The organism is Vibrio superstes (assembly GCF_003569005.1).
Lineage (GTDB): Bacteria > Pseudomonadota > Gammaproteobacteria > Enterobacterales > Vibrionaceae > Vibrio > Vibrio superstes.
In genome coordinates this window covers 1,101,495-1,116,805 of the sequence record NZ_BCUR01000004.1, presented here as the reverse complement: position 1 = coordinate 1,116,805, position 15,311 = coordinate 1,101,495, and the positions used below count along the sequence as shown (strand labels likewise).

12 protein-coding genes and 1 pseudogene are annotated in these 15,311 nt (G+C 43.2%); 5 read left to right on the top strand and 8 right to left on the bottom strand.

Annotated features, from left to right (window positions below; genetic code table 11):
- Positions 1-174 precede the first annotated feature (174 nt).
- Positions 175-765: a murein L,D-transpeptidase catalytic domain family protein gene (locus tag D5I41_RS13075; RefSeq protein ID WP_119010158.1), complete on the bottom strand. Its 591-nt coding sequence runs from the start codon at positions 763-765 to the stop codon at positions 175-177.
- 610 nt (positions 766-1,375) lie between these two features.
- On the opposite strand from D5I41_RS13075, the gene D5I41_RS13070 reads away from it, so the two are divergent.
- Positions 1,376-2,530 carry an amino acid permease gene (locus D5I41_RS13070; RefSeq protein ID WP_119010157.1) on the top strand — a complete coding sequence of 385 codons (1,155 nt, stop codon included), beginning with the start codon at positions 1,376-1,378 and terminating at the stop codon, positions 2,528-2,530.
- A gap of 68 nt (positions 2,531-2,598) precedes the next feature.
- Here the strand turns inward: D5I41_RS13070 and D5I41_RS13065 are convergent, their stop codons facing one another.
- The 6 genes and pseudogenes from D5I41_RS13065 to D5I41_RS13040 all read right to left on the bottom strand — a co-directional run bounded on the left by D5I41_RS13065 (position 2,599) and on the right by D5I41_RS13040 (position 8,995).
- Complete coding sequence (locus D5I41_RS13065; RefSeq protein WP_186811115.1) at positions 2,599-4,218, bottom strand: BCCT family transporter; 1,620 nt, start codon at positions 4,216-4,218, stop codon at positions 2,599-2,601.
- 513 nt (positions 4,219-4,731) lie between these two features.
- Complete coding sequence (locus D5I41_RS13060; protein ID WP_119010155.1) at positions 4,732-5,025, bottom strand: hypothetical protein; 294 nt, start codon at positions 5,023-5,025, stop codon at positions 4,732-4,734.
- A gap of 381 nt (positions 5,026-5,406) precedes the next feature.
- The gene (locus D5I41_RS13055) at positions 5,407-6,246 is read right to left on the bottom strand and encodes a hypothetical protein (protein WP_119010154.1); all 840 of its coding nucleotides are present in this window, start codon (positions 6,244-6,246) and stop codon (positions 5,407-5,409) included.
- Positions 6,247-6,273: 27 nt separating this feature from the next.
- Positions 6,274-6,402, bottom strand: a pseudogene (gene tatA, locus D5I41_RS13050) (twin-arginine translocase TatA/TatE family subunit); the annotation flags it as partial.
- A gap of 71 nt (positions 6,403-6,473) precedes the next feature.
- Positions 6,474-7,829, bottom strand: coding sequence for a dipeptidase (locus tag D5I41_RS13045; RefSeq protein ID WP_119011512.1), 1,356 nt, complete (start codon positions 7,827-7,829; stop codon positions 6,474-6,476).
- A 173-nt stretch (positions 7,830-8,002) separates the two neighbouring features.
- A complete protein-coding gene (locus tag D5I41_RS13040) occupies positions 8,003-8,995 on the bottom strand; it encodes a helix-turn-helix domain-containing protein (RefSeq protein ID WP_119010153.1) in 993 nt (330 codons plus the stop codon).
- Between the two features lie 214 nt (positions 8,996-9,209).
- Between D5I41_RS13040 and D5I41_RS13035 the strand changes: the two genes are divergently transcribed.
- The 4 genes from D5I41_RS13035 (at position 9,210) to D5I41_RS13020 (ending at position 13,553) form a co-directional block, all read left to right on the top strand.
- The gene (locus D5I41_RS13035; protein ID WP_119010152.1) at positions 9,210-10,985 is read left to right on the top strand and encodes an amidohydrolase family protein; all 1,776 of its coding nucleotides are present in this window, start codon (positions 9,210-9,212) and stop codon (positions 10,983-10,985) included.
- A gap of 101 nt (positions 10,986-11,086) precedes the next feature.
- Positions 11,087-11,752 carry a DUF3299 domain-containing protein gene (locus D5I41_RS13030; RefSeq protein ID WP_119010151.1) on the top strand — a complete coding sequence of 222 codons (666 nt, stop codon included), beginning with the start codon at positions 11,087-11,089 and terminating at the stop codon, positions 11,750-11,752.
- Between the two features lie 14 nt (positions 11,753-11,766).
- The gene (locus D5I41_RS13025; RefSeq protein WP_119010150.1) at positions 11,767-12,183 is read left to right on the top strand and encodes a GYD domain-containing protein; all 417 of its coding nucleotides are present in this window, start codon (positions 11,767-11,769) and stop codon (positions 12,181-12,183) included.
- Between the two features lie 20 nt (positions 12,184-12,203).
- Entirely contained in the window at positions 12,204-13,553 is a 1,350-nt protein-coding gene (locus D5I41_RS13020; protein ID WP_119010149.1) for a carbohydrate porin, read from the top strand.
- Positions 13,554-13,841: 288 nt separating this feature from the next.
- Here D5I41_RS13020 and D5I41_RS13015 read toward each other — a convergent pair whose 3' ends face one another.
- Positions 13,842-15,278, bottom strand: a complete 1,437-nt coding sequence (locus D5I41_RS13015) for a M48 family metalloprotease (RefSeq protein WP_235868915.1) — start codon at positions 15,276-15,278, stop codon at positions 13,842-13,844.
- Positions 15,279-15,311 lie beyond the last annotated feature (33 nt).

Below are 15,311 nucleotides of genomic sequence, written 5' to 3'. Positions count from 1 at the left end.
TTGCCGAGATGTTATAACATAACAATGAAATTAAAAAGCCTGATTATGAGCTTGATAGACCAATGGGGTGAACCATAGTGTCGATTCCAATACCAAACTTCCAGAAACAACAAAGCTCGCCGATACAATCGACGAGCTTATAAATTCTAGATTTGTATTTCCGGGGGCGTCGTTTTACGCACTCGCGTAGATAACACTGCCACCCTTAATCATATCAATGATCTCTTTGTTCACTTCTGGAGACAGTGCTGGGCAACCCCAACTGCGTCCTAGATAACCGTGCTTGTTAATGAACTCTTTGGTCGCATAATCTGCAGCATGAACAACAATGTGGCGGTCTCTTGCCATATCGTTCACTCCTTTACTTACGCCATCAAGGCGCAAGGAGTAACCATGATTACCGTAATAGGTTTCATTGGTTAGGAAAACACCTAGCGAGGTTTGTCGAGAGCTCATTATGTTCGAAAATTCTGTCGCAGTTTTACCACCGCTGTTCACGCCATGAGCAACATAGGTTTCAAACGCCAACTCTTCTTTTTCGAGATCGATGACAAAGAAACGCTTTTCTGTCGATGGGCGATCATAGTCAATAATAGTCAGTACGGGCTTTTTAGCACCATCTGTTGACTTATATGCCTGATAAGCGTTTTTGAACAGATCAAAGTCCATTACACCTTCTAGACCTATGGTGTGATACTTATCTTTAATCTGGTTAGTTTGTGATGTTTTTTCGACTGTTTTTGCGGTTACTGCGCTCGACAACATGAGTGCCGATAAAAGTATAAAAAATGATTTTAAAGTCAATGATATAGCTCGCCATTAGAGGTTAAAATTCATTTACCCACGCTGTTCGACTATTCATTTTCGTCATATGCTGGGCTAATGCTTAGATCGGGATTGTATATTAATTGATCAATCGATCAAGTCATAATTCTGCAAATAGTTGTATCTTGCACTAAAAACATTGTTTTCATCACGCACCCTCGTCATATGGTGCTTATTTAAGCAGTTGAAAATGTGCCCATTGCAATCATCGTCTTCCTGTATAAGATGAAGCTATCTCATTTCGAGATCACATAGTTCAGGATTTACTATGTTTGCTTCAAAGGATTGTCTTTTGGTTCAGGACATCTTTATGATTTTCAAGATTACAGCACCCATTATGGAGCCCACAGAAGGGTCACCACACCAACAAGTTCACACATCAAAAGCACCTCTATTCCCTTTTGCTCTTCCTTGCACTTGTAACCCCCTCTTGCCGTCATATTCATTTTCTCGATTTTACTTTTCGTATTGATCTTCACTCCCTTCTCAATACGCCTGCGCGTACGCGCATGAATTCAAAATTTAATTAATATTTACGGTTTTATAGAAAATGAATACAAAACTTTTGGGTAGCGCCCTTATTATCTCCGGCACCGCTCTTGGCGCTGGCATGCTTGCAATTCCAATGGTATTGGCTCAGTTTGGCCTAGTGTACGGCACACTATTGATGGCTTTTATTTGGTTCGGTACTACCTACTCTGCATTGCTTCTACTCGAAGCCACCATTAAATCTGGTGGCGGTTTAGGTCTTAATTCAATCGCTCGTGCATCCCTAGGTAAGGGCGGGCAACTCGTTACAAACGGCCTACTTTACGCACTACTGATCTGTTTATTAATGGCATACATCCTAGGTGCCGCAGACCTTCTATCGCAGGGCGCAACCGCGGTTGGACTCTCCATCAGTTTCACTCAAAGCCAGATTCTATTCACCCTAGTTGCTGGCGCTATCGTAGCGTGTGGTACCGGTGTGATAGATAAACTTAACCGCGCGCTTTTCTTGATCATGATAGCGAGCCTAGTCGTGACCTTGTTTGCACTGTTACCAGAGTTTTCAACGCAAAACCTGGCGCAAGTGAGCAATCATAACCAGTTGGAGCTTATCAAGACCAGTGCTGTGCTCTTCACTAGTTTTGGCTTTATGGTGGTGATACCAAGCTTGGTTACATACAACAGTGATGCGACAGATAAGCAGCTGCGCAATATGGTTATTATCGGCTCTTTGATCCCGCTGTTCTGCTACCTATGTTGGTTGTTTGCGGTTGTGGGCAACTTGCCACCAGAGCAACTAAAACAGTTCTCTAGTGTTTCTGAGTTAATGGCAGGGTTTGAACATGAAGCACCTTGGATTGGCACTGTGCTTTCACTCTTCACAGGTCTAGCGCTACTCACCTCTTTCTTTGGCGTTGCTATGTCGCTGTTTCATCAAAATAGTGACACCTTCAAACAAAACCGCGTAGTGACGTATGTGATTACCTTCGTATTCCCATTAGTTGGCGCAATTTTGGCGGCGGATCAGTTCTTATCTGTACTGGCCTATGCAGGAATCATATTAGTGTTCCTAGCCGTATTCGTTCCTTTGACCATGGTGTTCAAGCTGCGCAAGACCGATACCCTGAGTGAGCGTTACGCCGCAGAGGGGGGCAATAATATGATGCTGTTTGGATTTGTTTTTGGCGGCTTCTTGTTGATGTCTCAGTTGGTATAAACGCAAACAAAAAAGCCTCGGCACATTACGTACCGAGGCTTTGACATTTTTACTTTATTAAAAGTAAGTTATTTTTTCACTTCAGCTTCAACATAGTCAGCATCTGCTTTTGAAACGCCTACTTCTGTCAGTAAGCCTTTCACCAAGCTAAAGCAACCAATCAGTAGAATGATGGTAAATGGCATTGCTGCAATTATCGTGATCGACTGTAGCGCCTGAATAGACTCAGTGCCGCCAATCCACAACATCACCATAGCGATAGTGCCTGAGATCAGTGCCCAAATGATTTTTTGCTTCATTGGTACGTCCATTTTCCCGCCGGCAGTCATGCTATCAATAACAATCGAGCCAGAGTCCAACGTAGTAACAAAGAACACAACGATTAGGACCACCGCAACCACTGATAGTATGTCGCCTATAGGATAGGCCTCAAGCATATAGAATAGACTCAAAGAGACATCACTAAGCGCTTGTTTAGCTCCCAGTATTCCCACGTTATCAATCATCTGTTGGATGGCAATGCCACCAAACGTCGACATCCATGCTGTAGTCACTAGTGTAGGTATGATCAACACATATACAAGGAACTGGCGAACTGTACGCCCTTTCGAGATACGTGCGACAAACATGCCAAAGAATGGTGCATACGCAACCCACCAAGCCCAGTAGAATACTGTCCAGCCATGCAAGAAGGTAGTATCTTCACGACCAGAAGTTTGGCTCAATGCATACGCATTTTTAACGTAACCAACGACTGCCGTTGTGAATGAGTCTAATACTGTTGTGAAGTTCAGCACCGCCATCAACAGAAGAAATAGGATAGCAATCGCCATGTTTATGTTACTGAGCAGCTTCACACCGCCATCCATACCACGTAGCACAGAGATAATAGCAAGGCCCATGATCAGTACGATGATAGATTGCTGAAGTAGCAAGCTGTTATCAAAACCAAATACATGACTGATACCACTCGCTGCCTGCGTGCCACCTAAGCCAAGAGACGTCGCCAAGCCAAATAGTGTCACCAGAACGGTCAGGATATCGATAACATCACCTGTTTTGCCCCAAACTCTATCCCCTAGTATCGGATAGAACACAGAGCGCATCGCCAGTGGTAAGCCTTTGTTGTACACAAAGTAAGCCAGACAAAGTGCCGTTACACCATAGATAGCCCACGCGTGCAGACCCCAGTGGAACGTCGCTGCACCCAATGCTAGCTCGCGAGCTTCCATCGTATGTGACTCAACGTTCAATGGCGTGCCATACCAACCTGTAAAGAACGCGGTCGGCTCTGCAACACCCCAGAAAATAAGGCCAATACCCATACCCGCTGCAAACAGCATCGTTATCCAAGAAAACGTTGAGTAGTCAGTAGTAGCGCTATCACCGCCCAAGCGAATTTTACCTAAAGGTGAAAAAGCAATAACGATGGCAAAGATTAGGAAGAGGTTTGCTCCCCACATAAATAGGAAGTCGAAGTATGAAAGAACAGCGCCTTTCACAGAATCAATCGCAGCTTTAGCCTCAGCTGGCGACATGACTAGCAGTGTAACAATAAAAAGAAGTGATAACGCTAGAGAGCCCATAAAAACGGTGTTATGGATATCCATGCCCCATTTCGTTACGTTATCTTGACCGACCTGATAGTCGGTGGATTCAATACTATATTTTTTTGATTTAGAACTCATAAACAATGGGTTTAGCTATCGCAAAAGCGATAACAAACGACTAACTCCATGTTAGTAATAATTTGATAAGACGAGTCTTATGAGTGCGATATTGGCATTAAAAATAGTTGTCGATTGCCCGCGACTCTAAGCTCTGATCTTATCCCCTACGGCGGCATGATAACACAAAAGGGTCACTTTTGACGTTTTCACACAAAATCGCTCATTTCTTCGACTAAAACTGCAGATTACTGAAGTGACGAGATCACCAGCAATTGGTCTATAAAAATCTTGCTATGGTGCTATTTGGGCAGCTCACTTTTGGACAACAGTTTGACACTCAATTAAGTCATCAAATATCACTTCTAAAGTGATAAGGCAGGCTGTTGACTCGACTGATGGAAGCAGTTCAGCGTCACATCCAATCGTTTCGAGTCCCAGGGAACCCCCTCATTCGTAAACTAATTTAATCTAGTAGTGACCCTCATCTTAGATAAAGTCACTGCTGGATTTTTGACTTGTTGTACACCCAGCCTAATTCTGTAGATACTTAAGAGCAAAGCGACCTGTCTTTTCGTCAAAGATGCCGGTGAGTGCAATGTTTTGCGGCCAAAGGCATTCAATATGGGTGTACTGCTTTAGCCCATTATTCAAATCCACAGGGTTCACTGTTAAGCCAAACGCCTCTGCAAGGTTACACAAATGGCCGATGGTCACCCCAAGTAAATTAATCTCAACGGAACTTGACTTGAGGTTTGTCACTTCAGGTTTTAAACCTTGTCGATTTGCAATATTGGCTACGCGAGCAATGAAAGCAGTTAGTGTCATCTTCTTCCTCTAAAAATAGTGGGAGTAATTGAGGATGTTATCATTTCATTTTGAACAATAATTACCAATTGATGCCAGCAGTACAAAAAAGCGGCGCTTCATTCAATTGCAGAATCCACGCTCTAGCACTGGCGAACCATATTGCTTATATGACGTTATTCTTAGGCTCGATAGATTGAGTTCGTATCTTTTCAATCGCTACCTTCTACGATTAATTATTAATACTCTGCCTCACGCTAGGTGTGGAAGGATAATAACCGCAAACATTGAGCCCACCTCTCTTTCGTGCTGTCGCATCAATGCTAGGTTGCACTAATCATATTTCTAAATAACGACCTACTCGATTGTACTAACTTCCTAATAATCTCAGTTATAGGCACCTTAAAATAAGTTAGCGAGTTGGTTCTCTACTACTGGCGTAATGTTAAAACCAATCATAAAATCAGGACGCGTTTTTTCGTCTTTTTCAATGTAGTAATTGGCTTCTAGAGCAAACTTCCAAGGGCGACCTGCAATTACCGTGGTTTTAGAAACCATCAAGTTAAGTGGGATTTCTGCTTGATCTGTATTCCAGTCATAACTCATCTGCGGTGCAGAACCAGCAGTCCAACCTCCGCCTAAAATTTCAACCCAGATTAACTGAACGCCAGTACGATTGACGTCATCTTTTTCGCCATTATTAGCAAAGCCCCATTGGTGAGTATTAAGCGCACCATAGATACGTTGCTGACTCAATTTACCTAAGAAAAGCTCAGGACCTGCTGCAAACTGATCACCCGTAAGGTCACTTGAACCTGTTGGTACTGTTGCAAATATACCGGTCGCGATCAGATTGGTTGGGTCACCGCCAAATGACGTGGCGTACGCTAAGTCGAACGAAATATCAGAAACTCCTGATGGTGCCTCTGCACCATTTACACTGTAGTCGCTTGAAACATAAGAGATAGCTGGGCGAAAAATAACCTTGTCGCCATTATCTAATGGGAAAGGCAGTACAGGCTGAAACGTTGTATTGAAAGAACTGCCGCCATCTTCATAGCCACCGAAGTACTGAAGTTTGAGAGTCATACTTGCATAAGCAGTGTTTGGGTTAGCTAACTCTTTGGCTGCTTTTTCGGCTACTGATTTGTTATTTGTCGCCTTCTGTAAATTTTCCTCAGCAACAGAAGTTGTTGCAATCAAAGAGGCACCTAGGATTAAAGTCTTGATGATTTTGTACATGTCATACGCCTATTTGTGGGGAGCTTTTATTTCTTTTTTGAAGCCTTTAATACAGGCTCCTAGATCGCTCCCAACGCCGCTCAGTTTTTTGGTTCCAAATAATAGCGCTACGATTACTGCCACTATCACCAGTTGCCAAATGCTAATTCCGCCCATAAAAACCTCGGTCATTCTTGAGTATTAGGCCCACCTATTTGGATGAGCCTAGATGAATTGAAAATTGAAATTTACTTCACTTCTTCTTTGATTAGGCGAATCATATTGCCACCCAAAACCTTCTTAATGGTGCTATGAGAGTGGCCTTTAGCCAGTAGACCTCGACAGAGGTTGAAGTAGCCAGAGTGGTTATCCATGCCTACAAATTGGTCTTGCAGTGGCATTGGTGGAAGCTGAATAGCGGCGACGGCTTCTTTAGACCAGTCTGGCGCTGTCGTCAGTTCTTCCCAAGACATTGCTTGAACCTGATCAAGTGCGAAGCCAAGAGAGTCAGAACCGATCTCATTGATCAGTTTGTGCATTGCTTCAACCATGTGTGAAACGTTGTCTTTAAATGCACCCATATCTTTCATGTCAACGAAAGTTGATGTCACACCAACAAGACCAAATACGCCACCGGTATCCGCCAGCTTTTTAATATCAGCAAGGTTGTGAGTACGCATAGAGTTTGGAGCCCAATCTCTTACACCTGCGTGTGAACAAATGATTGGACGTTCAGAGACTTCAATAGCCTGACGCAAAGTTTCAGTCGATGAGTGGCCAGTATCTACCAGCATGCCTACTTCATTCATCTCACCAATCATGCGACGCCCCCAGTCAGTAAGACCCGCATCAACACTTACGATCGCATCGTAACAACCTGTAGCCATTAGAGTTTGAGAGTTGTAAGCAATCTGACAACGGTGAATACCAAGGTCTTTATATTTCTTAACTTGACGTTCATCTTGACCGATCCACAATGAGTTTTGTGTATCCATCATCATGCCCACTTTACCGAGTCGCTTCGCTGTCATTAGATCGGCGTGGTTGTGGCAAAGCATCATTTCTGGGTGGTGCTTTTGCACTTCATCACGCCAGAACATCAGGTTTTTATCTAGAGATTCACGTGTCCACCAATCCCATGCTTCAATTTGACGCTCGTCACCACTACGATTATTGACGTAGTACGCAGGGAAGGCATCCATAGACATAGAACCTGAAGCAAAACCAACCTCGTTTGCTTGCATATTTGCAAAGACTTCACGGTAGTAGTCGACTTCAAATTCAGCATCGTAAACCGAACATTCACGGTATAGCTCTTGTGCTTCTTCTTCTTGCTTAGCAGACAAGCCAAAGTCAACCATCACAGCTTGACGAGCATGCACAGGATAAGTGTTGTGTTTGGCGTTAGCGTTAGGGCCAAAGTATTTAAATCCACGAGGGTCATTTTGTGGAGTAGGCACTGGAGCTGAACCCACACCTAACACTTTCATGTCATCGCATGAAGGGTGACGAGTCGTCGCGATGATTTTTGGTGCAACAACAGCAGCAACAACACCTACAGAAGTTGCGCCCATACCTTTTAAGAAATTTCGACGTGAGTTCATAATGCTTCTCTAATTATTTTGAATAGGTTTCAAAAGTCCGTTTTAGAGATAACTACGAGAAGAACATTCTCTTTCCTTGTGGGGCTCACTATACCGACAAGGAAAAATAAGAAGATATCATTTGAGCCCACGATAACTATCATTAGGGCTCACCATTAAATTAGTATCTATCTTTAAGAAAAGTGTTTTTGTGCATATTCCGTAGGGGTAAGGCCTGAGATTCGCTTGAATGCTCGCATAAAATTTTCAGGGTATTGGTATTGAAGTAGATATCCAATTTCGTACACAGAATAGCGCCGAGATTCAAGCAAGCTAACTGCCATATCAAAGCGTGTATGTTCCAATAATTGACTAAAACTAGTACCCAATTTAGCTAATCGTCTCTTTAAAGTAGATTTGCTTATACCTACCTCTTCTGCAACATCATCCATATTGGTTCTATGCATCAGAACCTGAGCTCGCACAAAATTCTCTAATGAAATATCAGAATAAGGCCCCGACTTGATAGCCAAGGTCTCTTTGAAAGGTTGAATGCTAGAAGGATCAATCGTGTTAGATAGAAACTGAATAGGGAAACAAATTTCTGTGAACACGCACTCCCATTCAACTTCAACACTCAATAATTCATCAGGTAATGGAGCCTGAGGAGATGTCAGCTTTAGGGCTTCAGGCATCCAATCTTGGTGCGAAAATACTCGAATGAACTGAATCAATTTACCAATGACATATTGCTCCATTTGCCAACTGCCATCTTGTTTAACAAATGGTGGCCTGCGTTTTATCCAAGCTTTATCACCTAGATATTCTATAGAGATATCACACGCTGAACTTTCAAAAGAAACAAGGGTAATTAACTGTTGGAGGGCATCGGCCAATGTCACGCTCTGAGCATTCGTTTGCGCGAAAATAAATGATAGGTTGCCTGCCTTCTCATCTTTTGAAGTGTCATAACCAAAGAATGAAAGTGTCTCTGCTTTAGCAATCAGTTCGATAAATCGCCACAGTGTCCGCTCACCAATAATACAGTTGTACTCTTTAATGACATCGATATCCAAACCCACTTGTTTAGCATAATGCTTGCATGGTATGCCGAGCCTTTCTGCTCGTGAAATGAAAGGTCGAATCGCCGATGTTTTTATGAGAGGGATGCCTTGTATAGAGTCCATTATCTCAACCTCCTCTTAACGTTAATTAGGGTCTGTTGACGTTATTTATCAACGCTGTATTCGTCGTAACACACTACAAAACCGTCACCAATTGAGTTTGAGCTTTAAAGATAGCACGCGTGACCCTTAATGATAGTCGATTCTGTAATAGCCAGTGCTAATCTCTCCCTACTTCCTCAAGGTAATACAACAACTCAATATAAAAGGTAGTGATATGTTAATGCATTCCAAATCTTTACTTGCCCTTGTTATTTCTGCAGTGGCGATCAGTGGATGTTCACCATTTGATGCAAACAATGAAGCATCGAAGCAAGCACTGGCAGAAAAACAAGCAAAAGAGCAGCTCATCTCTGAAATCACAACAGTACGATGGGATAGTGATAAATCTTTTGTTCCAGCAGTATTGGCTGAAATTGAAGGCAAACCCTTTGATATCGTCATTGAAAACGGTCGAGTTGTTGACCCTGCCTCTGGTACTGATGCTGTATTAAATGTGGGGGTTGTTGACGGCCGTATTGCGGCAGTTTCTGCTGAAGCATTCTCAGCTAAGCAGACTTCAAATGCAAAGGTCATTGATGCGACAGGCTTGGTTGTAGCACCGGGTTTTATTGATACACATACTCACGGTATGGATCATGTCACCAACAGAGCAATGCTGACTGATGGTACTACTTCTATGGGTGATCTTGAGTACGGCTCACTAAAAGTTGATGAGTTTTACAGTAAGCGCGTCGGTGCGTCAGCTGTAAACTATTTCACCGCAGCTGGCCATGAGTTTGCACGAATCCAGACAATGGATGGCGTTGAGGGTGGTGAAAACACCTTTGTTTACCCTATTCGCGCAAAGGCGATGGCAACGGGTAACCAGTGGGCAACACGACATGCAACGCCAGAAGAGTTCCAAGCTCAAAAAGATCTCTTAGAAAAAGAGCTACAAGATGGCGCCATTAGTATTTCTACCACTATTGGTTACTTTGGCTCTGTATCACGAACTCGTGAGGTTTGGGACTTACAAAAATTGGCACATAAGTACGGTGCTGGTTTCTCTGGTCACTTTCGCATGCTGCCATGGGACCAAGCTCCTCAAGAAAACGCAATGGGTTTGAAAGAAATAATGGCAAACGGCATGTCACTAGGCCAACCAGTATTGATTTCTCATAACAACAACCACGGCTGGCGTGAAATAGAAGATATGCTTCAGCATGCTCGTTCAAATGGTCAATTGGTTTGGGCAGAGCAATACCCATGGGCTGCAGGGTCACCAAACTTGGGTGCGCCACCACTTAATCTTGAAAACTTCAAACGTTGGAACATGACGCCTGAGAAGAACATCTTCCACCCAGGTTTGAATCATTTCTTAACCACAGAAGAATTCTCTAAATTGAAGAAAGAGTCTCCTGAAACAGTAGTAACTTGGTTTGCTCGCCCAGAAGCGTGGGTACCTCACTTCTGTGCACAACCAAACATGGTTATTGCAAACGATGCGCTTCCTTTGATGAAGAAAGACAACACATTCCCTACTCTCGATACTCCGCTTGACGAGTTGACTGGTCACCCTCGCGCTTCTGGTAGCCGTGCAATTTGTCTACGTATGGCTCGCGAAGAGGGTATCCCTCTAAGCCGTGTTGTAAACAATGCGAGTACATATTCTGCAAAGATGCTGTGCAAATCAGGTGTAGACGATATGTGTGAGCGTGGTCGAGTTGAAGAAGGCATGGTTGCTGATATCACAATGTTTGACCCAGAAACGGTTACTGAAACAGCAAACTACACCGATAAGCAAGTTTCTCAAAGTGCCGGTATTCCACACGTTATCGTTAACGGTCAAATGGCTGTCGAAAATGGCGAATACCTTCAAAATATGGATGCGGGTCAACCAATTCGTCGTGACGGTAAAGTAGCAAACCCAGAGGTCGACTCTATTTTATATGAAGAAGACCTTGAGCACATGAGCGTTCAAGAAGCCGCAAAACTTGGTGCAAACGGCTAATCACAAACAATGGATTCTTGTCTAAGGAATGGCTGAGGGGCTCAATCTATAAGCCCCTCAAACTGTCTTACTTTTTATTCATATTTAATCCTGGGGTTTCAATGAAGCATCTTTTTAAACTGCTATCACTCGGCGTATTGGCTGTGTCTTTTTCTACACTGGCATTAGCAAACACAACAAAAAACACCATAGGTTGGCAAGACCTGCGCCCTGAACCCGTAGAGGTGGAAAGTCCATTTAAAGGTTTAAGTTCACAACAGATTATTTGGTTAGACAGCATCACACGATATGAAACAGAAAAAAGTCATCCGAATATGACTCCGAGCGATGCGCTGACGGCAAAAGCAGAAGAAGCGCGTCAACAACTGGATGCTCAAAAGATTGATTACAACTCTATTTTTGAAAAGCGTCGACAAAATGCTTTTCAGCGTCAATCAGCAACATTTTTACCTAACCCTAAAGTAGAGGGTCTGAATGGGAGAATACCTGGATTTGTCGTACCGGTAGAGATGGATGGTTTGAAAGTCATTCAATTCTACCTAGTCCCTATTGCCGGTCAGTGTATCCATACACCACCCCCACCGCCGAACCAAATCGTTCTAATCGACTACCCACAAGGATTTGAATTAGAAGACTTGATGAAACCTGTATGGGTGGAGGGTGAACTTTCCATTGGTCAAACCAAACAAGAAATCCATATCGTGGATGGCAACACTCAGGTGGAGTCTGTCTACAAAATGGAAGCTCTTACTATTGTTAACTATTAAATTGAGAATTAATTATGTCTTTGATTAAAAAACTATTTGCTATCGCTTCTATTGCAATCGCAGCCACTTTTTCTTTTACCGCTCCAGTAATGGCGAAAGAAGAAACCACAATGAAATGCTACTTAATGATTGCGAAGCCAAATGCGCAAGCTTGGGCTGGCGTAATTCAATCGGGTGGAAACATGGAAGAAACGGCTCGCCCGGCAATTGAAGCAATGGGGGGAGAGCTGGTGAGTTATTGGTTAGCAGTAGGGGAGCCAATGAACTACGGCGTTGTTGCTTTTCCAAGTTCACTTGATATTGCAAAAATCACTTACATGCGAACAGCACAAGGTTTCATGGATAAAATTGAGTTCATTGAAGTCATGGATACCAAAACAGCAGAGCAAGTGTTTAAGAGCGTAAAAGACACAATGGATACAAAAAAGTAATTCTTTGCAGGGAAACAAACATGAATCAGTGGGAGATCATTAAGTGCCCACTGCATTATCAATCAAATGAAACAACAAGACTCCCCCTACTTCCAACGAGCATCTGTATGAATAAATTTAGTCGTCTATTAACTCTTTTAGTATTGCTTTCTCCGTTACAAGTAATGAGTGAGGATACTCAGAATCAGAGTGAAAATTCAAATCATGCTGAACAGCCGCAGTTCGGGGGACCAGATAGCCCACAAGGTCAATTTGAAGAAGCTCACCGTCCCAAAAGTCCGGCATTTCGTTTTCCTATCTTGGATAGCGCTTTTTCAGACTGGAAGCCATTCAAAGCCAAATTGGATGACGAGTATGGATTAAAATTTGGTGGCCATTATTCGACAATGTATCAAACCAATGGCGATGATAATGGCTGGGGGGGAAACTTTAGATTGAATCTGCAATGGACGGTGATAGGCAAAGACACCGCTACCCCAGGTTACTTTTCTTTACTGGTAGACAATCGACATGCGTTAGGTCGAAATGGCGCACCAGGTACCTTTGGTAAATTTGGTCAATACGGCGTCACTGCTACGCAATTTGGTGATTTTGACGGTAATTTTAAAATTATAACGATGGCTTGGAACCAGAGAATAGACAAGGATACGGGATACATTATTGGTTCTTACGACCCAAATGATTACCTTAGTGTTCAGGGCTATGTAAACCCTCAAACAACGTTTTCAAATGTGAATATTCTACTAGAAACATCTCAAGCATTACCCGATACGGCTTGGGGTATTGCCGCTGGGCATTGGTTTAACGACTCTGTTTATGTGCAAGGTGGCGTCACAGATGCCAATGGTTACGGCGGCGATGGTAACGTGTTCTTTGAAGGTGGCGCTGAGTTTTTCAAGTGGGTTCATCTAGGTTGGAGTCCGACTAAAGGCGATCGTTACTACAAAAATTTGCATATTGCAGCATGGCACACGGATGAACGAGAAGATTATGGTCAAGAAGCCGTTTGGGGTGTATCGAGCGCCATAAATTGGACGTTCAACGATGTATTCATGCCGTTTGCTAAAGTTGGCTTTTCTGAAGGAGACCATGATTTCTTTAATAACACTGCTACCTTCGGAATCCTGTATAAAGTAATGTCTCGTTCTGACTTTATTGGTATTGCTACTAACTATGGGCGCTTTGCGAATGGCCATAAGAATGGGTTGGGTGGAGAGTCTCAAATATCATCAGAGCTGTTTTATAACTTTCAAGTATCTCAGCACTTTGCTGTCACACCCAGCATCCAATACATTGACAACCCCTTAATGTCAGATGTGCCAGAAAATGCAGAAACTATCTTTGGTGTAAGAGCGAGAGTTGATTTTTGAATTAATAGTGAATTGTAGTGGATGAACAAGTTTGGCCACATTTCTAGAATTTGTCTCATAAGAAAAAGTAAGTTAAATGCCAAATTAAATGCCGTGCAAAAAAACTAACTTAAAACATAAAGGGGCAAAAGTGAGTTAGCCAGCCCACCCTTCGAGCAAACCGATAACAGTTTTTCTAAAGCTAACACCCAATTAAAAAGGAACTCAATTTGAGTTCCTCTCTGTTGACCACAGGAAAGCGCAATAACTTAAATTAGCGCTTATCTTTTATTTGTCTCTTTGCGCTAGCTACTTGTAAGGCGCTTCAACGATAACCTTTACTTTATCTCCAGATTTAAGCGCTTCTGCCTCATCGACAGCGTTCATGACCGCTAACATTTCGGCGGAGGTCTTACTGTTACTTTCTTTATAGACGGTATCGATTGTCTCGCCTTGCTTGGCATCAACAACCTTAAGTTCTAATTGAGTAATAGACGCCAATTCTTCCTCTGACATTGGGCGGAAAGTGCTAGCACTATCATTGGCAACCTTCTGCTTATCTTCAGTGGAGATCGTCACAATCTGATAGGTATCAATACCTAGGTTAATCCAACCACGAGTCATATAACTGGTACCCTGCTTTTGCTCATTGGTGAGTGTGATACTGTAGATGGAATTGCCCCAACCCAGCTTCTTCTCATCAACATCTAACTCCATGTTATAACGGCGCTTAAGCTCATTTTGGAAGCGAAGTGCATGCTCTTTGGCACTAAACTCGTTAGATGCAATACTCAATACGACCGCTGCATCTTGTTCTTTATCCACCGCTGCTACAGCAGCCGCTTGATTGACTGTTTGCCACTCTTCAGGGAAGTCGATAACAAATTTCATATCAGGCTGTAAGAAGGTTTGCTCTCTAAACAATCCCTTGCCTGGATTTTCTCCCACCAGTAGACCATCGATTTGAGAAACGAAATCTTTGTGGATTGGTGCCAATTCAGCAACGTTGAGAGCTTTTGCTTCCTTTTCCACGTCGGATACACGATCTGGCGTATACGGGTGAGAATCAAAATAGCTTTTTTCCGACTCTTGCTTGGTTTGGATCTCTACCGCTCTATTAAGGCGGCTCAAGATGCTGTTCATCGCAAGAGGGTCGTAGCCCGCTTTTGCTGCCAGCTGAATGCCCAGTCTGTCGGCTTCACTTTCATGGCCACGACTATAGCCCGCCATCAACAAGCTATTGCTGGTCGTGATTGGCGCATTGATAAGATCACCGAGATCTTCATTAATGACACCACCCACAATATTACCCGGCAGCTCTACAAGACCTGGAAGCACGCTCGATTGCATCTGTTTCACTGAGTGACGTTCGGTCACGTGAATAATCTCGTGCGCCATTACACAGGCGAGCTCATCTTCATTATTCACTAGGCTAAGTAATCCACGTGATACAAAAATGTACCCACCAGGAAGTGCAAATGCATTCGGGATGGCGTCATCAACTATCTTGAACTGGAACTCAAATTCAGGGTTCTCAATGTGACTTACTAAACGAGCACCGATTTGCTGTACGTACGCTTCCATCTCATTTTTATCGTACACGCCCATTTGCATTTCAACCGCTCTCGCATTTTGCGCGCCTACTTGTTTATCATAATCAGTGCTGACACTACACGCAGCCAAGCCAAGTGCTACCGCTGAAACTATGAATGTTCTCGCTACATTCTTCTCTACAAAAAAATTCATATCGTCCTTGCTTAACATTTTGTTTCATATCTC

What these genes read in the sequence shown, in the direction of transcription:
- D5I41_RS13040 (WP_119010153.1), bottom strand. Translation starts at nt 8,995, where the DNA reads ATGGACTCTATACAAGGCATCCCTCTCATAAAAACATCGGCGATTCGA.
- D5I41_RS13075 (WP_119010158.1), bottom strand. Translation starts at nt 765, where the DNA reads ATGTTGTCGAGCGCAGTAACCGCAAAAACAGTCGAAAAAACATCACAA.
- D5I41_RS13045 (WP_119011512.1), bottom strand. Translation starts at nt 7,829, where the DNA reads ATGAACTCACGTCGAAATTTCTTAAAAGGTATGGGCGCAACTTCTGTA.
- D5I41_RS13020 (WP_119010149.1), top strand. Translation starts at nt 12,204, where the DNA reads ATGAATCAGTGGGAGATCATTAAGTGCCCACTGCATTATCAATCAAAT.
- D5I41_RS13060 (WP_119010155.1), bottom strand. Translation starts at nt 5,025, where the DNA reads ATGACACTAACTGCTTTCATTGCTCGCGTAGCCAATATTGCAAATCGA.
- D5I41_RS13035 (WP_119010152.1), top strand. Translation starts at nt 9,210, where the DNA reads ATGTTAATGCATTCCAAATCTTTACTTGCCCTTGTTATTTCTGCAGTG.
- D5I41_RS13030 (WP_119010151.1), top strand. Translation starts at nt 11,087, where the DNA reads ATGAAGCATCTTTTTAAACTGCTATCACTCGGCGTATTGGCTGTGTCT.
- D5I41_RS13015 (WP_235868915.1), bottom strand. Translation starts at nt 15,278, where the DNA reads ATGAATTTTTTTGTAGAGAAGAATGTAGCGAGAACATTCATAGTTTCA.
- D5I41_RS13065 (WP_186811115.1), bottom strand. Translation starts at nt 4,218, where the DNA reads ATGAGTTCTAAATCAAAAAAATATAGTATTGAATCCACCGACTATCAG.
- D5I41_RS13025 (WP_119010150.1), top strand. Translation starts at nt 11,767, where the DNA reads ATGTCTTTGATTAAAAAACTATTTGCTATCGCTTCTATTGCAATCGCA.
- D5I41_RS13055 (WP_119010154.1), bottom strand. Translation starts at nt 6,246, where the DNA reads ATGTACAAAATCATCAAGACTTTAATCCTAGGTGCCTCTTTGATTGCA.
- D5I41_RS13070 (WP_119010157.1), top strand. Translation starts at nt 1,376, where the DNA reads ATGAATACAAAACTTTTGGGTAGCGCCCTTATTATCTCCGGCACCGCT.